This window comes from Rhizobium sp. BK418 (assembly GCF_004341105.1).
Classification (GTDB): Bacteria; Pseudomonadota; Alphaproteobacteria; order Rhizobiales; family Rhizobiaceae; genus Rhizobium.
The window spans coordinates 62,205-86,646 of sequence record NZ_SLZK01000001.1; the positions used below are offsets into that span (position 1 = coordinate 62,205).

General features: G+C 58.8%; 22 protein-coding genes and 1 tRNA gene. 16 read left to right on the forward strand and 7 right to left on the reverse strand.

Going from position 1 to position 24,442, the window contains the following annotated elements; genetic code table 11:
• Nucleotides 1-13: 13 nt before the first annotated feature.
• The 3 genes from iolD to EV281_RS00300 form a co-directional block, all read right to left on the reverse strand.
• Nucleotides 14-1,864, reverse strand: coding sequence for a 3D-(3,5/4)-trihydroxycyclohexane-1,2-dione acylhydrolase (decyclizing) (gene iolD, locus EV281_RS00290; protein WP_132650989.1), 1,851 nt, complete (start codon nt 1,862-1,864; stop codon nt 14-16).
• A 192-nt stretch (nt 1,865-2,056) separates the two neighbouring features.
• Nucleotides 2,057-3,988: a 5-dehydro-2-deoxygluconokinase gene (gene iolC, locus EV281_RS00295; protein ID WP_132650990.1), complete on the reverse strand. Its 1,932-nt coding sequence runs from the start codon at nt 3,986-3,988 to the stop codon at nt 2,057-2,059.
• Between the two features lie 93 nt (nt 3,989-4,081).
• On the reverse strand, nt 4,082-4,954 hold the full coding sequence (locus EV281_RS00300) for a MurR/RpiR family transcriptional regulator (RefSeq protein ID WP_132650991.1): 873 nt from the start codon (nt 4,952-4,954) through the stop codon (nt 4,082-4,084).
• A gap of 207 nt (nt 4,955-5,161) precedes the next feature.
• On the opposite strand from EV281_RS00300, the gene EV281_RS00305 reads away from it, so the two are divergent.
• The 3 genes from EV281_RS00305 (at nt 5,162) to EV281_RS00315 (ending at nt 7,813) form a co-directional block, all read left to right on the forward strand.
• The gene (locus EV281_RS00305; protein WP_132650992.1) at nt 5,162-6,277 is read left to right on the forward strand and encodes a Gfo/Idh/MocA family oxidoreductase; all 1,116 of its coding nucleotides are present in this window, start codon (nt 5,162-5,164) and stop codon (nt 6,275-6,277) included.
• 88 nt (nt 6,278-6,365) lie between these two features.
• Complete coding sequence (locus EV281_RS00310; protein WP_132650993.1) at nt 6,366-7,583, forward strand: FAD-dependent oxidoreductase; 1,218 nt, start codon at nt 6,366-6,368, stop codon at nt 7,581-7,583.
• Between the two features lie 139 nt (nt 7,584-7,722).
• Nucleotides 7,723-7,813: transfer RNA gene (locus tag EV281_RS00315), tRNA-Ser, on the forward strand.
• 47 nt (nt 7,814-7,860) lie between these two features.
• Here EV281_RS00315 and EV281_RS30980 read toward each other — a convergent pair.
• Nucleotides 7,861-8,007, reverse strand: a complete 147-nt coding sequence (locus EV281_RS30980) for a hypothetical protein (protein ID WP_165911817.1) — start codon at nt 8,005-8,007, stop codon at nt 7,861-7,863.
• Nucleotides 8,008-9,194: 1,187 nt separating this feature from the next.
• Between EV281_RS30980 and EV281_RS00325 the strand changes: the two genes are divergently transcribed.
• Entirely contained in the window at nt 9,195-10,223 is a 1,029-nt protein-coding gene (locus EV281_RS00325) for a porin (RefSeq protein WP_132650995.1), read from the forward strand.
• Between the two features lie 118 nt (nt 10,224-10,341).
• On the opposite strand, the gene EV281_RS00330 is transcribed toward EV281_RS00325, so the two are convergent.
• Nucleotides 10,342-11,235: an alpha/beta hydrolase gene (locus EV281_RS00330; RefSeq protein WP_132650996.1), complete on the reverse strand. Its 894-nt coding sequence runs from the start codon at nt 11,233-11,235 to the stop codon at nt 10,342-10,344.
• A 63-nt stretch (nt 11,236-11,298) separates the two neighbouring features.
• Complete coding sequence (locus EV281_RS00335; protein WP_132650997.1) at nt 11,299-13,377, reverse strand: lytic transglycosylase domain-containing protein; 2,079 nt, start codon at nt 13,375-13,377, stop codon at nt 11,299-11,301.
• A 215-nt stretch (nt 13,378-13,592) separates the two neighbouring features.
• Between EV281_RS00335 and dapA the strand changes: the two genes are divergently transcribed.
• Together dapA and smpB are read left to right on the forward strand one after the other, a co-directional pair.
• Complete coding sequence (dapA, locus tag EV281_RS00340) at nt 13,593-14,477, forward strand: 4-hydroxy-tetrahydrodipicolinate synthase (RefSeq protein ID WP_132650998.1); 885 nt, start codon at nt 13,593-13,595, stop codon at nt 14,475-14,477.
• Nucleotides 14,478-14,577: 100 nt separating this feature from the next.
• Nucleotides 14,578-15,057: an SsrA-binding protein SmpB gene (smpB, locus tag EV281_RS00345; protein ID WP_132650999.1), complete on the forward strand. Its 480-nt coding sequence runs from the start codon at nt 14,578-14,580 to the stop codon at nt 15,055-15,057.
• Nucleotides 15,058-15,094: 37 nt separating this feature from the next.
• Here the strand turns inward: smpB and EV281_RS00350 are convergent, their stop codons facing one another.
• Nucleotides 15,095-15,676: an NYN domain-containing protein gene (locus EV281_RS00350; RefSeq protein ID WP_112565748.1), complete on the reverse strand. Its 582-nt coding sequence runs from the start codon at nt 15,674-15,676 to the stop codon at nt 15,095-15,097.
• 296 nt (nt 15,677-15,972) lie between these two features.
• On the opposite strand from EV281_RS00350, the gene rpoZ reads away from it, so the two are divergent.
• The 10 genes from rpoZ to EV281_RS00400 all read left to right on the forward strand — a co-directional run bounded on the left by rpoZ (nt 15,973) and on the right by EV281_RS00400 (nt 24,419).
• Complete coding sequence (gene rpoZ / locus EV281_RS00355) at nt 15,973-16,377, forward strand: DNA-directed RNA polymerase subunit omega (RefSeq protein ID WP_112565751.1); 405 nt, start codon at nt 15,973-15,975, stop codon at nt 16,375-16,377.
• Between the two features lie 158 nt (nt 16,378-16,535).
• The gene (locus tag EV281_RS00360; protein ID WP_132651000.1) at nt 16,536-18,770 is read left to right on the forward strand and encodes a bifunctional (p)ppGpp synthetase/guanosine-3',5'-bis(diphosphate) 3'-pyrophosphohydrolase; all 2,235 of its coding nucleotides are present in this window, start codon (nt 16,536-16,538) and stop codon (nt 18,768-18,770) included.
• A gap of 195 nt (nt 18,771-18,965) precedes the next feature.
• On the forward strand, nt 18,966-19,115 hold the full coding sequence (locus EV281_RS00365) for a DUF3563 family protein (RefSeq protein WP_132651001.1): 150 nt from the start codon (nt 18,966-18,968) through the stop codon (nt 19,113-19,115).
• 143 nt (nt 19,116-19,258) lie between these two features.
• Nucleotides 19,259-19,849, forward strand: a complete 591-nt coding sequence (locus tag EV281_RS00370; protein WP_132651002.1) for a DUF2062 domain-containing protein — start codon at nt 19,259-19,261, stop codon at nt 19,847-19,849.
• Nucleotides 19,850-19,879: 30 nt separating this feature from the next.
• The gene (gene acpS / locus EV281_RS00375; RefSeq protein WP_132651003.1) at nt 19,880-20,284 is read left to right on the forward strand and encodes a holo-ACP synthase; all 405 of its coding nucleotides are present in this window, start codon (nt 19,880-19,882) and stop codon (nt 20,282-20,284) included.
• 114 nt (nt 20,285-20,398) lie between these two features.
• Nucleotides 20,399-21,142, forward strand: a complete 744-nt coding sequence (gene lepB, locus EV281_RS00380) for a signal peptidase I (protein ID WP_132651004.1) — start codon at nt 20,399-20,401, stop codon at nt 21,140-21,142.
• Entirely contained in the window at nt 21,139-21,855 is a 717-nt protein-coding gene (gene rnc / locus EV281_RS00385; RefSeq protein WP_132651005.1) for a ribonuclease III, read from the forward strand. The genes lepB and rnc overlap by 4 nt, the downstream gene beginning before the upstream one ends.
• An 8-nt stretch (nt 21,856-21,863) precedes the next feature.
• Nucleotides 21,864-22,802 (forward strand): GTPase Era, encoded by a 939-nt coding sequence (gene era, locus EV281_RS00390; protein WP_132651006.1) that lies wholly within the window; start codon nt 21,864-21,866, stop codon nt 22,800-22,802.
• A gap of 254 nt (nt 22,803-23,056) precedes the next feature.
• Nucleotides 23,057-23,809 (forward strand): Crp/Fnr family transcriptional regulator, encoded by a 753-nt coding sequence (locus EV281_RS00395; RefSeq protein ID WP_132651007.1) that lies wholly within the window; start codon nt 23,057-23,059, stop codon nt 23,807-23,809.
• Nucleotides 23,810-24,002: 193 nt separating this feature from the next.
• Nucleotides 24,003-24,419, forward strand: coding sequence for a response regulator (locus EV281_RS00400; protein ID WP_245508224.1), 417 nt, complete (start codon nt 24,003-24,005; stop codon nt 24,417-24,419).
• The last annotated feature ends 23 nt before the right edge of the window (nt 24,420-24,442 follow it).

Sequence of the window (24,442 nt, forward strand, 5' to 3'; positions counted from 1 at the left end):
TGAGAATGATCGATCAGCCGACGCGCTGGGCCGCGCGTGCTTTCACATAGGCTTCGTGCGCCTTGTTGACCTCACCACGAGGGCTGACTTCCGGCACCGCGACATCCCACCAGTGGCCACCGGCATCGGTCGTGATCAACGGATCGGTGTCGATGACGAAGACCGAGGTGCGATCGTTTTTCTTTGAATCGGCGATCGCCTGTTCGAGCTCGGCAATCGAGGACACCTTTACCGCGATGGCGCCCATCGCTTCCGCATGCGCGCGGAAATCGATCTCCGGCATGACCTCGTGATAGGCGTCCTTCAAGAGATTGTTGAAGTTGGCGCCGCCGGTTGCCATCTGCAGGCGGTTGATGCAGCCGTAACCTCGGTTATCGAGCAGCACGATATTGAGCTTCAAGCCGAGCATGACCGAGGTCGCGAGCTCGGAATTCAGCATCATGTAGGAACCGTCGCCGACCATGACGACGACTTCCTTTTCCGGATGCGCCATCTTGGCACCGAGGCCGCCGGCGATTTCATAGCCCATGCAGGAGAAGCCGTATTCCATGTGGTAGCTGCCGGGAACGGTGGCCGGCCACAGCTTGTGCAATTCGCCCGGCAGACCGCCGGCGGCGCAAAGCAGCGTGGTCTTCTCGCCGCCGATCGAGCGAGCGACCGCGCCGATGACCTGCGCATCGGAGGGCAGGGCGGCATTGGTGGTGCCCATGGCCTTGGCGGCAGCCTCCATCCAGATGTTCTTTTCCCTAGCAGCCTTCTCGGCGAGTGCCGCCGGCGCCTTCCAGCCGGAGAGACCCGCAGAGAGCGCCTTCAGCCCTTCGCGGGCATCGGCGACGAGCGGATGGCTGTCATGCTTCAGCGCATCATAGGCTGCGATATTGAGGCTGAGCAGCTTGAAACCTTCATTCTTGAAGAGCGCCCAGGAGCCCGTCGTGAAATCCTGGCAGCGCGTGCCGACGGCAATCACCAGATCGGTTTCCTCGGCGATGGCATTGGCGGCCGAGGTGCCGGTCACCCCCACCGAGCCGAGCGCCAGCGGATGGCGCTCGTCGATCGCCGATTTGCCCGCCTGCGTCACGACGACGGGAACGCCGTGTGTCTCGGCAAAAGCTGCAAGCTCCTTGGTCGCCTGCGAATAGAGAACACCGCCGCCGGCAACGATGACCGGCTTCTTCGACGCCTTGATCAGTGCGATCGCATTGGCAAGCTCATCGGCATCCGGCTGCGGACGGCGCACCGTCCAGACCTTCTCGTCGAACAGGCTCTCCGGATAGTCGAAGGCCTCCGCCTGAACATCCTGGCAGAGCGACAGCGTCACCGGGCCGCAATCGAGCGGATCGGTCAGCACCTGCATGGCGCGCTTCAAGGCCGTGATAATCTGTTCCGGCCGGGTGATGCGGTCGAAATAGCGCGAGACCGGGCGGAAGGCATCGTTGGCCGATACCGTGCCGTCGCCGAAATCCTCGATCTGCTGCAGCACCGGATCGGGCGCGCGATTGGCGAAGATGTCGCCGGGCAGGAAGAGGACCGGGATGCGGTTCACATGCGCCACACCAGCCGCCGTCACCATGTTCAGCGCGCCGGGGCCGATCGAGGTCGTGCAGGCCATGAAACGCTTGCGGAAGCTCGCCTTGGCATAGGCGATTGCCGCATGGGCCATGCCCTGTTCGTTATGAGCGCGGTAGGTCGGCAGTTCCTGACGCACTTGATAGAGCGCTTCGCCCATGCCCGCGACATTGCCGTGGCCGAAGATTGCCCAGACGCCGCCGAAGATCGGCACTTTCTTGCCGTCGACGATCGTCATCTGCTTTTTGAGGAAATGCGCGACGGCCTGCGCCATCGTCAAACGGATTGTCTTACTCATCGGGTCCTCCCGAACCTTCGCTCTATCTGTTCTCCTCCCCAACCCCTCCTCACAAGGGGGGGGCTAACCTGCCGGGCTCTCCGCATTCCGCTGCAACATTTCATCCAGAGGACGCTTGCTGTGGCGTTAGGCGGTGCCCCAAGTTAAGTCCTCCCTTGTGGGGAGGGGTTGGGAAGGGGTCTAAATCTACTTCTACCGAAGCCCGCGCGTTTTCAGCCAGGCCTCTGTCAATTGTTTGAAGCGGCCTGCCATATCGGTGATCGCTTCCTCGTCATTGATCTTGCCCGAAAGCCAGCCGCGCGCCGCCTCGGCAAAGATCGTGCGACCAACCGCAAAGCCCTTGACCGAAGGGGCAGCCAGCGTTGCCTCGAATCCCCTCACCAGCTCGTCCGCAGGGGCCTCCAGCCCCAGCAGCACGATACCGCGGCACAACGGATCATTTTTGGCAATCACTGCATCGATTTTCCTCCAGGCGCCGGTCGAGGCCTGCGGTTCCAGCTTCCACCAGTCCGGCTTGATGCCGAGCGCATAAAGCTCTTCGAGCGCAGTCGAAACCGTATCATCGGTCAGCGGCCCGTTCTTGCTGGAGATGATCTCGACCAGCAACTCGCGTCCGACCTTGCGAGCCGCTTCAAAAAGCGTGCGCAGTTTCTCCTGCTGTTCCGTCTTCAAGTCGGCTGGATCGACCGGATGATAGAAGCACAGGCATTTGATGCAATGGTCGAGTGGCCATTCCACCAGTTGCGAGCCGATATCCTGACTGAATTCGAATCGCAGCGGCTTGGAACCCGGAAGCTCGACCGGGCGGCCGATCCAGGTGAAATTCTTGGTGGCTGCATCGAAGAAGGCATCGCGGCCGAAGCGCTCGTCGATCAGCATGCCGTAACCTCGACGGCCATCGGCAACGCGTGCCGCGGCTTCCACGGCAAGCCGTTTGAAGGCGACGATCTGCTTGTAATCGACGCCAAGTTCATCGCAGACACTGGTCAATTGCGAACGATGATCGACTGCCAGCGCCATCAGCAGCGGTATCTCGCCCTTGCGGGTCGAGGCCCAGTGAATATGATTGATCGCCTCGTCCTTGCGCAGCGCGCGATGTTTGCTGCCGTTCTTGAGGAAGAAGTCGAGCTCCGCCCAGGTCGGATATTCCGGCGAGCAGAGCAGCCGGGAGACGGCAAAGGCGCCACAGGCATTCGCCCAGGTGGCGCAGGTCTTAAGCGGCTCATCTTTCAGCCACCCGCGCAGCAGGCCGGACATGAAGGCGTCACCGGCGCCGAGTACGTTGAACACTTCGATCGGAAAACCCTGACCGACGATGCCGTCTTCCAGATTGTCGCTGATTGGGCCGTCATAGACGATACAGCCCATGGCCCCGCGCTTCAGCACGATGGTTGCCGGAGAGATGCGGCGGATTTCCTTCAGTGCGGCCAGAACATCGTCCGCGCCCGACGCAATCAAGATTTCTTCCTCGGTGCCGACGATCAGATCGCAGTCCGGCAGCGTCTCCTTCATCTTCGAGGACACGCGGTCGGACTTCACGTAACGCTCGAAGCCCTCGGCATGGCCGGCAAGGCCCCAGAGGTTCGGTCGGTAATCGATATCGAAGATCACCTTGCGGCCATTGGCCTTGGCAATGCGGATCGCCTTGCGCTGTGCGGCTTCCGTATTCTGGCGGGAGAAATGCGTGCCCGAGACGAGTACCGCGCGCGAGGACTTGATGAAATCCTCGTCTATATCGTCTTCGTCGAGCGCCATATCGGCGCAGTCGGACCGGTAGAAGATCATCGGCGAAACGCCTTCGGCCTCCACCGCCAACAGCACCAGCGCCGTCAACCGGTCCTTGTCCGTCTTGATGCCCTTGGTCTCGACGCCTTCGCGCGCCGACTGTTCGATGATGAAGCGGCCCATCTGCTCGGCGCCGACGCGGGTGATCAATGCCGATTTCAGCCCGAGCCTTGCCGTGCCGATCGCGATATTGGCCGGGCAGCCGCCGACGGACTTGGCAAACGAACCGATATCTTCGAGCCGTGAGCCGATCTGCTGGCCGTAGAGGTCGACGGAGGATCGGCCGATGGTGATCACGTCAAGAGACGGCTCCGGCGCGTCCGGATTCGATTGTACCATGATGTCCTCCCGCTAGTTTCTTACACGGTCCGGTATGCCCGCGAATTTCTAATAATGAAACATCGGTTCCGTATCTTTGTCAATTCGGAATATTTATTCCATTTTTGCCTTTGCGGATTTGGAATGCTGCAGCTTGCGTCGCCGCTCGGCAATGGCGACCGGCAGCGCCATGGTGAGCGCCATCGATGCGGAGAGCGAACGAAAACCGCCGAAATCAGCCTCTGCCACTTCGAACCAATGTGTCGCGCAGGCGGCCAGCGGCGAAAAGGCCGAATCGGTGATCGCGATGACCGGCACGCCGCGATCGGCCAACTCCTGGCTTTGGCTGAGACTGTCGGCGGCATAGGGCGAGAAGCTCGCCGCAATCGCCGCATCGCGCGGTGTCGCGAATTGCACCATCTCCGGATCGACGCCATTCGGCGAGGCAACGATCTGGTGGCGAATGTGCAGCTTGGAAAAAGCGTAGGTCATATGCGCCGTCAGCGGATAGGAACGCCGCTTGGCGATGAGGTAGATGGTCTCGGCACTCGCCAGAATATCGACCGCCTTGGCGAAGGTGTCGGTTTGCACCGTCGCTGCAAGCCGGTTCACGGACTGGCTTGCGGCGGAGATGAAGCCGGCAAGCAGGGTGGCATCTTCGTCATCCCCGCCGGACTGCTCCAGCGTGACGAGGCGCTCCTCATAGCTCAGCGTCCGGTCGCGCAGCCGCTCGCGAAAAATGCTCTGAAGGTCGGAGAAGCCTTCATAACCGAGGTGGTGGGCAAGGCGCACCAGCGTGGAGGGCTGCACGTCCGAAGCGGCGGCAATGCTTGCCGTCGTGCCGAAGGCGATTTCATCGGGATTGCCGAGCGCGAAGGCGGCGACCTGCGCCAACCGCTTCGGCATGCTCGCCTTGCGTTCGATGATGGTGCTGCGTAGGCTTTCGAAATCGCGTGGCACACGCGCTCTCTGGGGATCACTATCCATGCTGACGGCTCGGGAGATGAAACAAATATTCCATATTTCGAAGCATAGACGATTTCGTGCGGAGCGCCTAATTGTTTTTAATCCCATGAATTTCAACGGTTTTGGACAGCCTAGCGCGAGGCGGAGTGAAGTGATGCTTCAGGACATGCTTGTCAAAACGGTCCAAATATTCCAAAAATTCGCGAAATTTGAGGAGGAGACCTTGATATGAAGCCACTCGGCATCGGTTTGATCGGCACCGGTTATATGGGCAAGTGCCATGCGCTGGCATGGAATGCGGTGAAAACCGTGTTCGGCGATGTCGAGCGGCCGCGCCTCGTGCATCTCGCCGAGGCCAATGCGGAACTGGCGCGCGCCCGCGCTAGCGAGTTCGGCTTCGAAAAGGCGACCGCTGACTGGCGGGCGCTGATTGCCGATCCTGACGTCGATGTCGTCTCCGTCACGACACCCAACCAGTTCCACGCCGAAATGGCGATCGCGGCCCTTGAGGCCGGCAAGCATGTCTGGTGCGAAAAGCCGATGGCGCCAGCCTATGCCGATGCCGAACGCATGCTTGCCGTTGCCCGGCAGTCCGGCAAGGTGGCCGTGCTCGGCTACAATTATATCCAGAACCCGATCATGCGGCATATAAAGACGCTGATCGGCGAAGGCGCGATCGGCGCCGTCAATCATATCCGCGTCGAAATGGACGAGGATTTCATGGCCGATCCGGATGTCTTCTTCTACTGGAAGAGCGAACTGTCCGCCGGTTATGGCGCACTCGACGATTTCGCCGTCCATCCGCTGTCGCTGCTCTGGTATCTCTTCGGCCACGTCGAGGCCGTCACCACCGATATGGTGAAGCCCTATGGCGACCGCCCTGTGAAGGAAGGCGGCCGCCGCGCGGTGGAGAATCACGATGCGGCCAATGTCCTGATGCGCCTCGGTGGCGGCATTTCCGCGGTTTTGATGGCAAACCGTGCTGCCTGGGGCCGCAAGGGCCGCATCGCTCTGCAGATCTATGGTTCCAAGGGCTCGATCCTCTACGATCAAGAGCGCATGAACGAATTCGAGCTCTACCAGGCCGAGGGGCGCAGCTCCGAACAGGGCTTCCGCAAGATACTGGCGGCACCCGCCCATCAGCCCTATGATCGCTTCATTCCGGCACCCGGCCACGGCCTCGGCTTCAATGACCTGAAGATCATCGAATGCCGCGAGCTGATGCGGGCGATTTCCGGAGAGCCGGCGTCTATCGTGACATTCGAAGACGGTCTCAGGATAGAGAAGTCGGTTCACGCCATGGCACAGTCTTTCCATGAGCGCCGGTGGATCGAGATCGGCTGAAGCACAGATCTCGCTTCCGTTGACGGCGTTCGGGGTAGGGGATAGGCCTTGCCTCTGGTGAAGGGCCGCATATTTCGGGAGTGACATCGTGACGGACAGACTGGTAATCATCGGCGCGGGGCAGGCGGGCTTCGCATTGGCCGCCAAGTTGCGCACGCTGAAGGATGAGCGTCCGATCACGCTGATCGGCGCGGAGGACGTGCTTCCCTATCAGCGCCCGCCATTGTCGAAGAAATATCTGCTCGGCGAGATGGCCTTCGACCGCCTGCTGTTCCGCCCCGAGCATTGGTATCCCGATAATAATGTCGAGATCCGCCTGTCGACATGGGCCGAGCAGATCAAGCGCGAGAGCAAACAGGTCCTGCTGCAGGACGGCTCTGTTCTCGATTACGGCACGCTGGCGCTCGCAACAGGCTCGACGCCTCGCCGGCTGCCGGCAGCGATCGGCGGCGATCTGGAAGGCGTCTATATCGCCCGCGACAAGCGCGATGCCGATCTGCTGGCCGCGGAGATGCGCCCCGGCCGTCGCGTGCTCATCATCGGTGGCGGCTACATCGGCCTTGAGGCCGCAGCAGTCGCCCGCCATCTCGGTCTCGAAGTGACCGTCATCGAAATGGCCGACCGCATCCTGCAGCGCGTTGCCGCGAAAGAAACCGCCGACATCATGCGCGCGATTCATAAGAGCCATGATGTGACGATTCGCGAAAAGACCGGCCTGAAACATCTCATCGGCAAGAACGGCCACGTTGCAGGTGCCGAACTCTCCGATGGGAGCACCATCGACGTGGACTTCGTCATCGTCGGCATTGGCGTGGTGCCCAACGATCTTCTCGCCAAGGAGGCGGGGCTCGACGTCGGCAACGGAATCATCGTCGACGAGTTCGCCCGCACGTCGGATCCGTCGATCTATGCGGCCGGCGATTGCGCCAGCCTGCCCTGGCGGGGCGGCCGCATTCGGCTCGAATCCGTCCAGAACGCTGTGGATCAGGCCGAGGCAGCGGCGGCCCTCATTGCCGGCGGCAACGATCCCTATGATCCCAAACCTTGGTTCTGGTCCGACCAGTATGATGTGAAACTGCAGATCGCCGGCTTCAATATGGGCTATGACGACACGCTGCTGCGACCCGGTGCACGCGACGGCGCAAGTTCGGTCTGGTACTTCCGAGAAGGCAGGCTGATCGCCGTCGATGCCATCAACGATGCGAAAGCTTACGTGTCAGGCAAGAAGATGCTGGAATCAGACATCAATCCCGACCGCGCCATTCTCGCCGATCCCGCAGCGGATCTGAAGCAATTGCTGGTCTGACGCCTGCCCGCATAAGGGCCTCTGAGGCGCCTGTATTTTTGCACTGTCATCATTCTATCGATGACCTAGATAAAGGACATGTGAAAACTTCAAAAAAAGCTTGATCGTACGGGAGAATACCCATATCAGGGCTCCCACCGGAGAGGTGGCCGAGTGGTCGAAGGCGCTCCCCTGCTAAGGGAGTATACGTCAAAAGCGTATCGTGGGTTCGAATCCCATCTTCTCCGCCATCTATCTTTTGATTAAAGGAAATCAGATAGATGGAAGCGGATGCCGATCAGACCATGACAGTTGCCATCACACAATTTTCGCCTGCCGCAGCCGGGTTAGGCTGAATTTGTGCTGTAATTTTTCTTTTTCTCTTGAATTTTGGTGCGTCTTTGGACGTAAAAATGCCGCCCGCGCTGAAGCGGGCAGGCAGCATTCAGGCAGATGCCTTGGGCGGCGTTGGCGACCGCCATCGGTCCTGAAGGCCGGAGGTTGAAGCATGCCGCCTCCTGCGAAATGCTAGGACCGGCTAGAAGCGGAAATATAAACTCACTCCTGGCCGGCGATGGTAATAATCGCGATAGCCGTAATACCCGGGATAATCGCGGTAGCCGTAGTACCCGGGATATCGATAGCCGTAATACCCAGGGTACCTATAGCCGTAATACCGAGGGTATCTGTTGTAGCACCTGCCATAATATCCACAGGAACGGTAAGCGTAACGGTGGTTCCAGTAGCGATCTGCCCGCCAATGATGGCTCCGGTGTCGGATCAGCTCGACACTGCCGATCTGCACTTGTTCGGGAGTCGGCGGAAAGATCGGGGCTGCCTTTAGCGGCAGGGCGAAAGATGCAGCCAGGACAACGGCTGCGAGTGCTGATAATAGCTTCCTCATCGACGTATCCTCTCAGGTTTTCACCTTGAGCTTTCAGGGCTGAACCTTCGATGAACGGACTTCGTCGATCGGCGGCCTGGAATCGCCTGGCCCAGAGTCGCCAGCCAGCCGGCCACAGTGGGAACGATGATGATCCGGCTTGCTGGCATCTTCTCCGCCATTGCTCTCCATTGATAACGCCGCGGTTTTTTGCACGGCTTCTGTTTCCGCTGCCAATTTTCCCTGTTCGAAATTCTCCCTGGCGCACGCGCCGTCCCAGCATCGCGATGCTCGCCAGGCGAATCGCGTATGGGAATCAGTTGTCCCGCGTCGGCCAAAGCTGAAATCGGTTTCGGCTTTTCATACGGCGGAACGTCCGTCAGTCCTCAACCGGTCACCTTGAAAAGCCGAATCTGGCTGGAAAGTGGTGCCAATTTGGCACGAGTAGGCGCCTCTTCGCCTTGTGAAATCCCGATAAACGCTGGGAAAATAAGAACTTTCTTAACAAAGCTTAAACAAACGGCGGCCCCATTGCCCAACTTGTGGCCTTTCAGCAACAGCGTTTCGGTAAGGCTTTCGTAAACCCCTCTTGAACACAAGTTGGTGATTGCGTGACAGCCGCCGTCTTGTATTTTCAGCCTCGGAAGCAAGGGCCTGACCGCCCGACTTCTTCAAACACCGGGGGTAGGGCAGGGAAACGCCGTAAGGCGTGATCTTACCTCCGATCGAAACTTGAATTGGAGGTCATTATGAACATCAAGAGCCTTCTTCTTGGCTCTGCTGCCGCTATGGCAGTAGTTTCCGGCGCTCAGGCTGCTGACGCAATCGTTGCAGCCGAGCCGGAACCGGTTGAATACGTTCGCGTCTGCGACGCTTACGGCACCGGCTACTTCTACATCCCTGGCACGGAAACCTGCCTGAAGATCAACGGTTACATCCGTTTCCAGGTTAACGCTGGCGAAAACGTCGGCGGCGACTCGGATTGGGATGCTGTAACCCGCGGTCAGCTTCAGTTCACCGCCAAGAGCGACACCGAATACGGCCCGCTCACTGGCGTGATCGTTCTTCAGACCAATGCCGACAACGCATCGACCCAAGTTGCTAAGCTCGACTCCGCTTACCTCGACGTCGCGGGCTTCCGCGCTGGTCTCTTCTACTCCTGGTGGGACGATGGTCTCTCCGGCGAGACGGACGATATCGGTTCCGTCGTAACGCTGCATAACTCCATCCGTTATCAGTACGAAACCGGTTCCTTCTACGCTGGCCTCAGCGTCGACGAACTGGAAGACGGCGTCTTCAAGACTGGCGAAGAGCCGAACAACGTCGGCGTTGCCTTTGGCATCGGCGGCAAGGCTGGCGCCTTCAGCTACCAGGTCACCGGCGGCTGGGACTTCGACAACGAAGACGGCGCAATCCGCGCAATGGGTACGGCTGAACTCGGCCCGGGCACGCTCGGCCTCGCAGCTGTCTACTCCAGCGGCCCGAACTCCTACTACTCGCAGTCTGAATGGGCAGTTGCTGCCGAATACGCCATCAAGGCTACCGACAAGCTGAAGATCACTCCCGGTGTTCAGTACTACGGTAACTACTGGGGCACCCCGGCCAAGCTTGGCGCTCCTGACGACTTCGACGGTCTTGGCGATGCCTGGAAGGTCGGTTTGACGGTTGACTACCAGATCGTTGACAACTTCTACGCCAAAGCTTCCGTCCAGTACCTGGATCCGGAAGATGGCGACGACGTCACGACCGGTTACTTCCGTCTGCAGCGCTCGTTCTAATTCGAGTTGACTTCGGTCATAGAGAAGCCTGGCTTTTGAGCCGGGCTTTTTTTATGGTCGACGCCTTCACTATAACGAGTGGTGTTTTGATGTCCGCGCTAGGCGGCATCACGAAAGCTCAACTCAGCTTGCCGATAAACATCCTGATCGTGTCCGGAATGTCTCCCAGATGCAGAAGCGGCGCATGGCCTTGGCCTCTCGCCATGATCTGCACCATATCAGGATGCCGCTTCGCCATTTCATCCACTGTCTGCGGCGATAGCAGATCGGAATTCGCTCCCCTGATAACCAGCAGCGGCATGGCACGCAGGCTCTCGAACTGCGCCCAAAGGTCGGGGAGGGGCTTGCTGAAATCGATTGTTTTCAGCTGCTCGGCAATATCAGGATCGCAATCGGCAACTGGTACGCCGTTCTGCTCCCTATAGATGGCCTGCGCCATATTCAGCCAGTCGTTGACGGCGAGCACGGGGAAGGCAGCGGCATAGTTCTCCTTGAGGATGTCAACCGCATCACTCCAGGAAAGAGGTTTGCGATCCCGGTTGAGATAGTCCCTGATCGCCATCAGCCCGACCGGCTCAATGACCGGTCCGATATCGTTAAAAACTATGCCCGCCAGCAGTTCCGGCTTCATTCCCGCCAGCAGATGCAGGATCAGCCCGCCGCGCGATGTGCCGATAAAGATGGCGCGGTCGATGCCGAGTGCGGCGCAGGCGGCAATCACGTCGGCGCATTCGACCGCCAGATTGTAATTCGTCGTGTTCGCATCCCGCTCGGACATGCCGCGCCCGCGATAATCGAGAGCGACGACACGGCGCGGGGAGGCCGCGTCCTGTGACAGCAGCAAGGCAAGTTCATGAAAATTGCGAGAATTGCGTGTAAGGCCCGGCAGGCAGATGACAGGCAATCGATTGATGTCTCGGCTTGCCGCCCGGTAGTCGCGGGCATAAAGCTTCAACCCATCAGTCGAAGTAAAGAATTTTTCGGTGAATGCGTTCTTGTCTTCGTCGCGCATGACATCTCCATCCGGTGTGCCAGAGGAGATGTAACGTGCTTTCGGCAGGCCTGCCAATCGGCCTTAGGTCGCGCTGCGCCCGCCGATCAGATCGCGCTCGATATCCGGGGTCTGGCCAAGGCGAACCTTGTAGACCTCGTAATTCTCCATCACCCGCTGCACATAATTGCGCGTTTCGGGAAAGGGGATGCGCTCGATCCAGTCGACGATCTCATCGACCGGCTTGCCACGCGGATCGCCATAACGCCCAATCCATTCCGGCACGCGCTTCGGTCCGGCATTATAGGCGATGAAGGTCAGGATATAGGAACCGCCGAAGGCTTCGATCTGTTCGCCGAGATAATGCGCGCCGAGCGTCGCGTTATAGCCGGCGTCGGCCGTCAGCTTGTCCTTGGAATAGGTGATGTTGTGCCGCTTGGCGACGGCCTGAGCGGTGCCAGGCAAAAGCTGAAGCAGGCCGCGGGCGTTGGCGGCGGAAACGGCAGCCGGATTGAAGGCGCTTTCCTGCCGGGCGATCGCATAGGCGAGTGCCTTGCCCGAGCCGGAAATATTGGCATTGGCGGGTATGACACCGACTGGGAAGGCAAGTGCTGCGACATCGATGCCGCGTCCATAGGCGATCTTGCCGATCTGCAGCGAAAGGTGATGGTCGCCCGCCTGCTCGGCCTTGGCCGTCAGGATCGCCAGCTCGCCGGGGCTTTGAAGCTGGTCGGCAAGTGCCAGGTAAATGGCTGCCGCACGCCAACCATGACCTGCTGCCTCCAGCCGTCCGATTGCCTGCACGGCCTCACGCTGCTGCAGGTTCTGACGGTCGGCAGCTGTCGGCGCCGGATAGGTGACGTTCAATGTCTTGCGCCCGAGCCTTTCGGCGGCAAGCTGACCGTAGAAAGTGCCGGGAAAATTCGCGGCTTTGGCGAAAAATTCACTGGCTTTGCCCGGCCCGCCAGCCTCCGCAGCGCGTCCGAGCCAATACCAGGCTCGGGAGACGGACAGCGGGCCGTTGGAAACCTGCAGGATCTTGCGGAAATGTGTCTCAGCCGTCGTCGGGTCCTGCAGACCGCGCAACGCGTACCAGCCGGCATGGAATTGTGCTTCGACGATATCCGCCGGCACCGTCGCGACGGAGGCGGCGACGATCTCGTAGGCTGCCTTGAACTGGCCCTGGTCGACGAGGCCGCGGCTGACGATCCGCTGCTCGTTCCACCATTCGCCTGAGTTCATCAGTTCGGTTCGGTCGCGCGGCATCTGCTGCAGCAGCTTGGCGGCCTCGAGATACTTGTCCTGCTTGCGCAGATATTCGATGCGCGCGAAGAGAAAGCCTGGATCGCTGCGCCATTTGGCTTCGACAGCATTCAGCAATGCACCGGCATTACCCGCATTGTTGTCGACGGCAGCCCAGGCCTTGTAGAGCGACTGCGCCTGCCCCATGTCGCCGAAGCGCTTGGCCTGCGCCACCCGCCCGCGATACATCAGGTAATCCATCCGCGTCTTATGGTCCGCGACGGTCAGCAGGCCGGCAAATTCGGCCAGGATCTTGTCTTCGGTTGCCTTGTCGAGCACCTGCCCGCGCCAGATCTTGCCGATATATTTTGCTGCTTGCGCAGACTTGCCGGTCGCCACTAGCGCACGCGATAGGATCATCGCACCCTGCGGCGTCTCGGGCGCCGTATCGCCGAAGGCATTCAGTATCGCCGCAGGGGCGGGATTCTCGTCATAAAGCGCCCGTTCGGAATTGCCGCGCAGACGTTCCAGACCCGGCCATCCCTTCAGCTCGTCCGAGGCACTGGCGATCTCATACGAAGGGACGCCCTTTAGGCCGGACGTGGCGATTGCCCAGGTCAGGATATGACGGTCGAGCGTTCCCGCCGTCATGGTGTTGCGGATGGCGAGCGCCTGCTGCGGATCCTTGTTGGAGAGCGCATCGAGGCCCGCCTTCAAATCGCTGTTGACGGGCGCGATCGCCGGGTTGCGCGGGATTGCGCCGGTGGTGATCGCCTCGGGGAAAGAGGCGGTTTCCGGCACGAAAGCCAGCGGCTTGACGGTGGGTACGGGAGCGCCTTCGCCGGGCAGCTGCGATGCAGCGCTGCCCCAGGCCGCGGCCACCAGACCGAAGGCAGACAGGATCAAAACGGCTCTCTTCATTAGGTTACCCGCAACGAAAACATGCCCTTCCATTTGGCTGGAGGCACCTTAACGAAACCTTACCAAATCCGGTAAAATTCATTCACATTTGCTATCGGAATTTGCCCTAAACCGATCTATGCGCGCTTGTCGCGGCCATATTGCCGCTCTATGGTGCACAACTCTTATTCATGGAATGCGGCTGAAGCAAGGTTATCAGCCGTGAGGAGCTTTGCATGTTCAATGGGTCCATCCCCGCTCTCGTCACTCCCTTCACCGACGCCGGCCTGATTGACGAAGACAGCTTCGCCGCTCATGTCTCGTGGCAGATCGGGGAGGGCAGCAGCGGCCTCGTTCCGGTCGGCACGACCGGTGAGTCACCGACGCTGTCGCATGCCGAGCACAAACGGGTAGTGGAACTCTGCATCGAAGTCGCGGGCAAACGCGTGCCGGTCATGGCTGGCGCCGGCTCGAACAATACGCGCGAAGCGATCGAGCTTGCCCAACATGCCGAAAAGGTTGGTGCCGACGCCGTCCTCGTCGTTACCCCCTATTACAACAAGCCGACGCAGAAGGGTCTGATCGCCCATTATTCGGCAATCGCCGAAGCTGTTAAGCTGCCGATCTATATCTACAATATCCCCGGCCGTTCGGTTATCGACATGACACCGGAGACGATGGGCGCGCTTGCGAAAGCACACAAGAATATCGTCGGCGTCAAGGATGCGACCGGCAAGATCGAGCGCGTCTCCGAGCAGCGCATCACTTGCGGAAAGGAGTTCCAGCAGCTCTCCGGCGAGGATGCGACGGCGCTCGGCTTCAATGCTCACGGCGGCGTCGGCTGCATCTCAGTGACGGCCAATATCGCGCCGCGTCTCTGTGCGGAGTTCCAGGCTGCGACGATTGCCGGCAACTATGCCAAGGCGCTGGAACTGCAGGACCGGTTGATGCCGCTGCACAAGGCGGTCTTCATGGAGCCCGGCGTCTGCGGCGCGAAATACGGCCTGTCGAAGCTCGGCCGAATGAGCCGCAACGTACGCTCGCCGCTGATGTCCTCACTGGAGCCGTCGACGGAGGCGGCGATCGACGCTGCCATGCGTCACGCCGGCTTGCTCAACTGAGGCTGATAACCGGCCCATCTTCACAAGATCGGGCCGTTCTCTTACATAGATGACAGGAAATAAGGGTGCGGAATTCGCGCCCCTGAATGGAATTATCGTCATGGCCCCCAAAGGCAGCCAGCGCATCGTGAAGAAGGTCGTCGCGGAAAACCGCAAGGCCCGCTTCAACTATGAGATCATCGATACCTATGAGGCGGGCCTGGTGCTGAAGGGCACCGAGGTCAAGTCATTGCGCGAAGGCAAGGCCAATATCGCCGAATCCTACGCTTCGGATGAGGATGGCGAAATCTGGCTGATCAATTCCTATCTGCCGGAATATCTGCAGGCGAACCGCTTCAACCACGAGCCGCGCCGCCGCCGCAAGCTTCTTTTGTCTGGACGCGAGATCAACCGCCTGCGCGCGGGCATCAACCGCGAAGGCATGACGCTGATCCCGATGAAGATCTACTTCAACGATCGCGGCCGCGCCAAGCTTGAGCTGGCACTCGCGAAGGGCAAGAAGCTTCATGACAAGCGCGAATCCGAGAAGGAGCGCGATTGGAACAGGCAGAAGAGCCGTCTGTTGAAAGGCAACGGCTGATCATTTCCTGTAGCATTCGCTATTCGCGAATAAGGCTTCAGTCCTCGAAATCGCTGGCTGGTGCCACTTCAGCAGGACGCGGAGGGCGCTCGGAAGGATCCCGGCCGATCTCAGCTTTTAGCGACAGTAGATCGATGAAGTGATCGGCCTGGCGACGCAGGTCGTCGGCGATCATCGGCGGCTGGGTCGACATGGTCGAAATGACTGAAACCTTACGTCCCTTGCGTTGCAGCGCTTCGACCAGAGTGGTGAAATCGCCGTCGCCGGAGAAGATGACGAGATGGTCGACCGTTTCGGACTGCTCCATGGCATCGATCGCGAGCTCGATGTCCATATTGCCCTTGATCTTGCGGCGCCCCATGGAGTCGGTAAACTCCTTGGCAGGCTTCGTAACGACCTTGTAGCCGTTATAATCCAGCCAGTCGATAAGGGGACGGATCGAGGAATATTCCTGGTCTTCGATCAGCGCGGTATAGTAGTAAGCACGCAGCAGATATCCGCGTTTCTGGAATGCTTTCAAGAGTTTGCGGTAGTCGATATCAAAGCCCAGACTTTTGGATGCAGCGTAGAGGTTGGCGCCGTCTATGAATAGTGCAATTTTCTCGCGTGGGTCAAACATCGCTTACCAATCCAAAGAGAGTAATCTAAATCCATAAGCCACTTAGCCAATAAAAACAGCGGCTTGTGGAGGTGGCGTCGAGCTGTTCCGTACTTTATGAATTATTCATATATAAAAGATTTAGGGCACGATTCGACTTATTCCAAGCAACCGTCGGTGGAAATGTCATATTGTGCATGGAAATTTAGACCAGCCGCGGATAAAGGCGAGGGAACCCTAACGAAAAACTTGAATTTGCCCGGTTTTAATTGTATCGGGCGTCTTAATCCCGAAAAGACGACCGCAAAGGACAGGCAATGGCCCGTGTCACAGTAGAAGATTGCATTGACAAGGTAGAGAACCGCTTCGAGCTGGTTCTGCTCGCCAGCCATCGCGCCCGGCTGATTTCTCAGGGTGCCTCGATCACCATTGATCGTGACAACGACAAGAACCCCGTTGTGGCTCTGCGCGAAATCGCTGATGAGACCCTCTCGCCTGACGATCTCAAGGAAGACCTGATCCACTCGCTGCAGAAGCATGTGGAAGTGGATGAGCCCGAGCCCGATCCGGCAAGCCTGATCGCCGCCGGTGCCGCAGCCGCTGCCGACAGCGAAGAGCAGGACGATCTGCCGGAAACGATCACCTTCGACCAGATGTCGGAAGAAGAGCTTTTGGCCGGTATCGAAGGTCTCGTCCCGCCAGAAAAGAGCGACGACTACTAAGCGCATCCTCGGCCCTTGGAGGGCTGTGCTTCCCGCGCGGGAAAAGATTGACGATTACCAATCATCAATCTTGCGCCTGTAGAGCTTAGGCATAATATTGCCCATGTGAGCGCCAATCTGCGATTGGCGCCCTTTTATTTTATTGGAGTGGCTTTGGAATGATGCGGCAGTACGAGCTCGTGGAGCGGGTTCAGAAATACAAGCCCGATGCCAACGAAGCTCTGCTGAACAAAGCCTATGTCTACGCCATGCAGAAACATGGCCAGCAGAAGCGGGCGAGCGGCGATCCCTACATTTCGCATCCGCTCGAGGTGGCCGCCATCCTGACCGACATGCATCTCGATGAATCGACGATTGCTGTCGCCCTCCTGCATGACACGATCGAAGATACGACGGCGACCCGCGCCGAAATCGATGAACTTTTCGGCGAAGATATCGGACGTCTGGTCGAAGGCCTGACGAAGATCAAGAAGCTCGACCTCGTCACCAAGAAGGCCAAGCAGGCAGAAAACCTGCGTAAGCTCTTGCTTGCCATTTCCGATGACGTGCGCGTCCTGCTCGTCAAGCTCGCCGATCGCCTCCACAACATGCGCACCCTCGACCACATGTCGCTGGAAAAGCGCGCGCGCATTTCCGAAGAGACGATGGAAATTTATGCGCCGCTTGCCGGCCGCATGGGTATGCAGGACATGCGTGAGGAACTGGAGGAGCTTTCCTTCCGGCACATGAACCCGGAGGCTTACGAGACCGTCACCAAGCGCCTCGAGGAACTGTCGAAGCGCAATGAAGGCCTGGTCAAAAAGATCGAGGCCGAGTTGCGCGACCTCCTGATCGCCAATGGGCTGACGAGCGCCTATGTCAAAGGCCGCCAGAAGAAGCCCTATTCGGTGTTCCGCAAGATGCAGTCGAAGTCGCTCTCTTTCGAGCAGCTTTCCGATGTCTACGGTTTCCGCATCATCGTCGAGGATATCCCCTCCTGCTACCGCGCACTCGGCATCGTCCATACCCGCTGGCGCGTCGTGCCAGGTCGTTTCAAGGACTACATCTCGACGCCGAAGCAGAACGATTACCGCTCGCTTCACACCACGATCGTCGGCCCGTCGATGCAGCGCATTGAATTGCAGATACGCACCAAGCGCATGCACGAGATTGCCGAATTCGGTATCGCCGCTCATACGCTCTACAAGGACGGCGCCACCAATGCCGATGGCGATATTCTCTCGCGCGAAAGTAATGCCTATTCCTGGCTGCGCCACACGATCGAGGCACTTGCCGAAGGCGACAGCCCGGAAGAATTCCTCGAACATACCAAACTCGAGCTTTTCCAGGACCAGGTCTTCTGTTTCACGCCGAAGGGCAAGCTGATTGCTCTGCCGCGCGGCGCAACGCCCATCGACTTCGCCTACGCCGTCCACACGAATATCGGCGATACGACCGTCGGTGCGAAGATCAACGGCCGCATCATGCCCCTGGTGACCCGCCTCAACAATGGCGACGAAGTGGAGATCATCCGCTCCGGCGTGCAGGTGCCGCCGGCCGCCTGGGAAGAGATCGTCGTCACCGGCAAGGCGCGCGCTGCCATCCGCCGTGCGACGCGCATGGCGATCCGCAAGCAATATGCCGGTCTCGGCCACCGCATCCTGGAACGCACCTTCGAACGCGCCGGCAAAATCTTCTCGCGCGATGCAATGAAGCCGGCGCTGCACCGTCTGGGGCAGAAGGATGTGGAAGATGCGATCGCCGCCGTCGGTCGCGGTGAAATGTCGTCGCTCGACGTGCTGCGCGCCGTCTATCCCGATCATCAGGATGAGCGCGTCACGGTCAAGCCCGCCGGCGACGAGGGCTGGTTCAATGTCCGCAGCGCCGCGGGCATGATCTTCAAGATCCCCGGCAAGAGCAAGGCCGATCTCGATGGTGAGCGTGCCTCCACCGAGAGCGATCCCGATATCGTGCCGATCCGCGGCCTTTCCGGCAATGTCGACGTCAAGTTCTCGCCAACCGGCGCCGTGCCCGGTGATCGTATCGTCGGCATCATGGAAAAGGGCAAGGGCATCACCATCTATCCGATCCAGTCGCCGGCACTGCAGCGCTTCGATGACCAGCCGGACCGCTGGATCGATGTGCGCTGGGATCTGGATGAGGCCAACAAATCCCGCTTCACGGCCCGCATCTTGGTCAACGCGCTGAACGAGCCCGGTACGCTCGCGAAGGTGGCGCAGACGGTGGCGAGTCTCGACGTCAATATCCGCATGCTGAATACGGTACGTGCGGCAACCGACTTCACCGAAATGGTGTTGGAAGTTGAGGTCTGGGACCTGCGTCAGCTCAATCAGCTGCTCGCCCAGTTGAAGGATCTGGACTGCATCGCGACGGTCCGACGGCTCTACGAGTAGGCTTTTGTTAAAGTTTTGCCGAACGCAAATTTGCGTTTTGCATATTTTGTGATCATTTCATGGCCGAAAAGGCATATTGAAATGGCAAGTCATGCGTCACTTGCATGGCTGCGTTCAGGTTACAGCGATGGTAATTGACCTTTGCCGCGATTATCTTCTGGTCATCAAGAAATGAAACGAAGATGAGGCAAAGCAATGTTTGAACCGATCAGAAAGTTCGCCCGCGCCCTTCGCGCTCCGACCGCTCAGGAACGTGAAATGGCATATCTCAACGGCTCGCATGACCGTATTGATCTTGAATATCGTCAGCGCCAGGTCGATCGCGGCTTGTTCCGCAATCGCTAATCGCCTGAGATATACTTGACGTAAGGAAGGGGGCGTTATGCATGAACCGCGCCCCTTGGAAGAAGAAAAGAGTAGACGGTCTGTTTAAGCGGTTCCATTTGCCGCTCTTGTCATGATGACGTGCGCTGCACTAAATACGCGCCATGTTATTTCGCCGTCGCAAACCAGCAGGATTTAAGGAAAAACTACGGGAGCTTGTCTGGCCCCGTAAAGGTTTTCTGCGCCCTGCACGTTATATCATGATGCGCGTTCTGCGCTTGTCTGCCTCACCGCATGCCGTTGCGGTGGGCTTTGCCGCGGGTGTCTTCGTTTCGTGGACACCCTTTATCGGCGTGCATTTCATCATGGCCTTCGTCATCGCTTATTTCCTGTCGGGAAATATGGTGGCCGCAGCCCTTGGCTGCGCAGCCTTCGGCAATCCGCTGACCTATCCGTTCATCTGGGGCATTACTTGGGAAGTCGGCCATCTGCTGCTCAGCCGCCAGGCTCAGACGGGTGGCCAAGCGATCGATCTCGCCGAACTCTTTCACAAGCTGCATTTCACGGAACTATGGAAGCCGGTGTTGGAGCCGATGCTGATCGGTGCCATTCCGCCAGGGGCCATCAGTTCGGTTGCGCTTTATGCGCTGACATTCTACACCGTCAAGGGCTTTCAGACGCGCCGCCGCGCCCGGCTGATGGAGCGCGCGCGTCTTCGGCTTTCCGATCCGGCCGGCAATTTGCCGACCGTCTGAGCTGAATTTATCCGGAAAGGCTCCCTTCGCATGATCATCGGCATTGGCAGCGATCTCATCGATATCCGCCGCGTTGAGAAATCCATCGAGCGTTTCGGTGACCGTTTCACGCATCGCTGCTTCACCGAGATCGAGCGCGCCCGTTCGGATCGCCGCGCCAACCGCGCCGAATCTTACGCCAAGCGTTTTGCCGCCAAGGAGGCCTGCTCCAAGGCCCTCGGCACAGGCCTTTCGCAGGGTGTCTTCTGGAAGGATATGGGCGTCGTCAACCTGCCGAGCGGCAAGCCGACAATGCAATTGACGGGCGGTGCCGCCGTCGTCCTGCAGGCCATGCTGCCGGCGGGCCACAAGGCCGCCATTCATTTGACAATAACCGATGATTATCCCTTGGCTCAGGCTTTTGTGATCATCGAAGCGCTGCCGGATGCCGTATGATAGCGACCTCTCGTCGCTTTTAATGCTGTCGTTATTGCCGCCACCAGCCGAAGCCGCTAGAGAGAACGTCAGAAAGAAATGCGCCTTTACGGCGTCTTGAAGGAATAAGACTGCGTGTCCGAAAAAGTCGAAACCAAGCCGAACGCCCTCTGGGAAAATATCAAGGTCATCATCCAGGCTCTGCTCCTGGCCATGATTATCAGGACCGTATTGTTCCAGCCCTTTACCATTCCGTCGGGCTCGATGATGCCGACACTGCTGGTCGGTGACTATATTTTCGTCAACAAGTTTGCTTACGGCTATTCGAAATATTCGCTGCCTTTCTCGCCGAATATTTTCAGCGGCCGCATCTTCGGTTCCGATCCGAAGCGCGGCGATATCGTGGTTTTCCGTTTCCCGCCGAATCCTGACGTCGATTACATCAAGCGTGTCGTTGGCCTGCCGGGCGACCATATCCAGGTCACCGACGGCGTTCTCTTCGTCAACGGCAAGCCGGTTCCGAAGGTGCCCGATGGCACTTTCAATTCCGACTACAAGCTCGATCCGGGCCAGGACGTGCCGGTATTCCGCGAGACGCTCGATAACGGCAAGACCTACGATACGCTCGATCAGTCGCCGGTATCGCGCGGCGACAACACCCGCGAGTTCATCGTTCCGGAAGGCCATTACTTCATGATGGGCGACAACCGTGACAACTCGCTCGACAGCCGCTTCGATGTCGGCTTCGTTCCGGCGGAAAACCTTGTCGGCCGCGCCAGCGTCATCTTCTTCTCGCTTGGCAACGACACGTCCTTCCGCGAAATCTGGAAGTGGCCGACCAACATGCGCTGGGATCGCCTCTTCAAGGTTGTTGAATGAGCAAGGCGCAGACGCTCTCAGCGGCGGACCGCGCTAAGCTTGAAACCCTGATCGGCCATGAATTTGTCGAGAAGGAACGTCTGGATCGCGCGCTGACCCATGCCAGCGCGCGCACCGACAAGGGCAATTACGAGCGGCTTGAATTTCTCGGCGACAGGGTACTCGGGCTCTGCATCGCCGATCTGCTGTTTCGCACGTTCGGCGCTGCGACGGAAGGCGAGCTTTCGGTACGCCTGAACCAGCTGGTCAGTGCCGAAACCTGTGCGGCCGTCGCCGACGAACTCAATCTTCATCTTTATATCCGCACTGGCGCAGACGTGAAGAAACTCACCGGCAAGCGCATGATGAATGTGCGCGCCGATGTCGTCGAAAGCCTGATCGCCGCGCTTTATCTCGATGGCGGACTGGAAGTCGCCCGCCGCTTCATCCTGCGTTACTGGGAGGGCAGGGCGGTGCGCGCCGATGGTGCCCGCCGTGACGCAAAAACCGAGCTGCAGGAGTGGTCGCACGCCAAATATGGTGTCACACCCGTCTACCGGGTTGAAGAACGCAGCGGACCGGATCATGATCCGCGCTTCAAGGTGACTGTCGAAGTCGCTGGCGTCGCACCGGAGATGGGCGTAGAGCGCTCCAAGCGCGCTGCGGAACAGGTCGCCGCCACGAAAATGCTCGAGCGCGAAGGCATTTGGCAGCAGGCATCTGCCGGAAATTGACGGGATTAATGACAGAAGAAAACGAAATGGCGGCCAAGAGCGCTGCTGAAAGCAACCCGACGCATTCGGGCTTCGTCGCGCTGATCGGTCCGACGAATGCCGGAAAATCGACACTCGTTAATCGCTTCGTCGGTGCCAAGGTCTCGATCGTCAGCCACAAAGTGCAGACGACGCGCGCCATCGTGCGCGGCATTGCCATCCACAACAATGCCCAGATCGTCTTCATGGACACGCCCGGCATCTTCAAGCCGCGCCGCCGTCTCGATCGCGCCATGGTGACGTCTGCCTGGGGTGGCGCCAAGGATGCCGATCTCATCATGCTGCTGATCGATAGCGAGCGTGGCCTGCGCGGCGATGCGGAAGCCATTCTCGAAGGCCTCAAGGACGTTCCGCAGAAGAAGATTCTCGTTCTGAACAAGATCGACCGTGTCAATCGCGAATTGCTTCTGGCGATCGCTGCTACGGCGAACCAGAAGGTCGACTTCGACCAGACCTTCATGATCTCGGCAGAAAACGGTTCGGGTTGCGACGACGTAATGGATTATCTGGCAAAGACCCTGCCGGAGGGTCCCTGGTACTATCCTGAGGATCAGATCTCCGATCTGCCGATGCGCCAGCTTGCCGCCGAAATCACCCGCGAGAAGCTGTTTCTGCGCCTGCACCAGGAGCTTCCCTATTCCTCGCATGTCGAGACGGAAAAATGGGAAGAGCGCAAGGATGGTTCCGTGCGCATCGAACAGGTCATCTATGTCGAGCGTGACAGCCAGAAGAAGATTGCGCTCGGCAAGGGGGGTGAAACCATCAAAGCGATTTCGTCGGCCTCACGCCGTGAACTGTCTGAAATCCTTGAACAGCCGGTGCATCTCTTCCTGTTCGTCAAGGTGCGCGAGAACTGGGGCGACGATCCCGAACGCTTCCGCGAGATGGGCCTCGAGTTCCCGCACTAAAGCATGTCGCGCAAAAGTGTGCAGCGGTTTTGCGGTAACGACATGCGGCAAATATAAAAGGCATGTCGCGCAAAAGTGTGCAGCGGTTTTGCGGTAACGACATGCGGAAATGCAAGCCTTAAAGTGGCAACGAAACTGGCAAGCGGCGTCCAGCTCCTTGTTTCCGCGTAAAAATCACTGTCTGTTCCGAGGAACGAATTGGTCTGCCTGCGCATTGATTTGCGAGCGCCGGTTTTTGGCACCGCGGGGACAAGATGCCGACGGCAAAACCCACCCATTCCTTCAAGACGCCCTGCGAGCAATGTCCGTTACGGCCGTTGCCGCATTTCCGGGAGTTCAGTCGAGACGAACTGGAATTCGTCTCCAAGTTCAAGAGAGGGGAACTGGCGGCTGATGCCGGTGCAACCATTCTGGTCGAAGGTGCTCACAGCGCCCACCTCTTTACCGTGCTGTCAGGTTGGGGCTTCCGCTACAAGATGTTGGAAGACGGCCGTCGGCAGATTCTGAATTATGTCATGCCGGGCGACCTGATCGGCCTGCAGGGCACGATCATGGGCGAGATGCAGCATTCCGTGGAGGCCCTGTCGCCGGTCTCTCTCTGCATCTTCGAACGCGATAAGCTGATGAGCCTTTATATCCGGCATGCCTCGCTTGCCTTCGACATCACCTGGATCGCGGCGCAGGAGGAGCGTATTCTCGATGAACACCTGCTCAGCATCGGCCGCCGCACCGCGCTCGAAAGAGCCGCCTATCTGATCGCTTTCCTCTTCGAGCGCGGCAAAAAGCTCAATCTTTTCAACGGCCGCAATCTCATTCCGATTACCCAGCAGCATATTGCCGACACGCTCGGGCTTTCGATTGTTCATACCAACAAGACCTTGAAAAAGCTTGCAGCACGCGACCTTATCCGCTGGCAGGAGCGTGGTTGCGAGGTACTGGATGGGGAAGGTCTGAAGCAGATGGCTGGCTGGGAAGGGCTGCGCGAGGAAAAGCGTCCTTTCGTCTAAAGTCGTTCCTTGCCAGACGATGAGCTTGAATGTCTTTTTTAAATGCAAAGTGACGCCGGAAAAAATACAGTCACGTCATCTTTCCTTCGATTTTCGTTCGTATCGACCGGAGGCAAAAATGTGGCTATTCAATAGCGATGGGCAACCATCCCCAACGGTCCAGGCGGGAACCGCAGGAAATGATATTTACGATATGGCAGAGGTGCGGCAAAATTTGCGCTTCACGAGGGGCATGAAGATCATGAGCGCAAAGACCCGTGTCCTGGTCCTGGAAGACAGCATGATTATCGCCATGGAGGCGGAGGATATCCTGCGCGTCGTGGGCGCGGACGTGATCGATATCGCCAACAGCCTCGATCAGGCGCGCGATGCGATCCGCGTTGCAAATTATGATTTTGCGCTCCTCGACGTGAATCTCGGCGAGGCGATGAGCTTCGATTTCGCGCGTGATCTGTCGCAGGCCAATATCCCCTTTGGCTTCGTCAGCGGCTACTCCGATACGCAGGATTTCCCGATCGACCTTCAGGACGTGCCGCTTCTCGTCAAGCCTTTCGACGAGGACGCGATGCGCGACTTTCTCCAGAAGCTTTTCCCGTCGCCAGCTGAATGACTTGAGGCCTCAGCCTGCTTTAG

What these genes read in the sequence shown, in the direction of transcription:
- iolD (WP_132650989.1), bottom strand. Translation starts at nt 1,864, where the DNA reads ATGAGTAAGACAATCCGTTTGACGATGGCGCAGGCCGTCGCGCATTTC.
- iolC (WP_132650990.1), bottom strand. Translation starts at nt 3,988, where the DNA reads ATGGTACAATCGAATCCGGACGCGCCGGAGCCGTCTCTTGACGTGATC.
- EV281_RS00300 (WP_132650991.1), bottom strand. Translation starts at nt 4,954, where the DNA reads ATGGATAGTGATCCCCAGAGAGCGCGTGTGCCACGCGATTTCGAAAGC.
- EV281_RS00305 (WP_132650992.1), top strand. Translation starts at nt 5,162, where the DNA reads ATGAAGCCACTCGGCATCGGTTTGATCGGCACCGGTTATATGGGCAAG.
- EV281_RS30980 (WP_165911817.1), bottom strand. Translation starts at nt 8,007, where the DNA reads ATGCTGCCTGCCCGCTTCAGCGCGGGCGGCATTTTTACGTCCAAAGAC.
- EV281_RS00325 (WP_132650995.1), top strand. Translation starts at nt 9,195, where the DNA reads ATGAACATCAAGAGCCTTCTTCTTGGCTCTGCTGCCGCTATGGCAGTA.
- EV281_RS00330 (WP_132650996.1), bottom strand. Translation starts at nt 11,235, where the DNA reads ATGCGCGACGAAGACAAGAACGCATTCACCGAAAAATTCTTTACTTCG.
- EV281_RS00335 (WP_132650997.1), bottom strand. Translation starts at nt 13,377, where the DNA reads ATGAAGAGAGCCGTTTTGATCCTGTCTGCCTTCGGTCTGGTGGCCGCG.
- dapA (WP_132650998.1), top strand. Translation starts at nt 13,593, where the DNA reads ATGTTCAATGGGTCCATCCCCGCTCTCGTCACTCCCTTCACCGACGCC.
- smpB (WP_132650999.1), top strand. Translation starts at nt 14,578, where the DNA reads ATGGCCCCCAAAGGCAGCCAGCGCATCGTGAAGAAGGTCGTCGCGGAA.
- EV281_RS00350 (WP_112565748.1), bottom strand. Translation starts at nt 15,676, where the DNA reads ATGTTTGACCCACGCGAGAAAATTGCACTATTCATAGACGGCGCCAAC.
- rpoZ (WP_112565751.1), top strand. Translation starts at nt 15,973, where the DNA reads ATGGCCCGTGTCACAGTAGAAGATTGCATTGACAAGGTAGAGAACCGC.
- EV281_RS00360 (WP_132651000.1), top strand. Translation starts at nt 16,536, where the DNA reads ATGATGCGGCAGTACGAGCTCGTGGAGCGGGTTCAGAAATACAAGCCC.
- EV281_RS00365 (WP_132651001.1), top strand. Translation starts at nt 18,966, where the DNA reads ATGTTTGAACCGATCAGAAAGTTCGCCCGCGCCCTTCGCGCTCCGACC.
- EV281_RS00370 (WP_132651002.1), top strand. Translation starts at nt 19,259, where the DNA reads ATGTTATTTCGCCGTCGCAAACCAGCAGGATTTAAGGAAAAACTACGG.
- acpS (WP_132651003.1), top strand. Translation starts at nt 19,880, where the DNA reads ATGATCATCGGCATTGGCAGCGATCTCATCGATATCCGCCGCGTTGAG.
- rnc (WP_132651005.1), top strand. Translation starts at nt 21,139, where the DNA reads ATGAGCAAGGCGCAGACGCTCTCAGCGGCGGACCGCGCTAAGCTTGAA.
- era (WP_132651006.1), top strand. Translation starts at nt 21,864, where the DNA reads ATGACAGAAGAAAACGAAATGGCGGCCAAGAGCGCTGCTGAAAGCAAC.
- EV281_RS00395 (WP_132651007.1), top strand. Translation starts at nt 23,057, where the DNA reads ATGCCGACGGCAAAACCCACCCATTCCTTCAAGACGCCCTGCGAGCAA.
- EV281_RS00400 (WP_245508224.1), top strand. Translation starts at nt 24,003, where the DNA reads ATGGCAGAGGTGCGGCAAAATTTGCGCTTCACGAGGGGCATGAAGATC.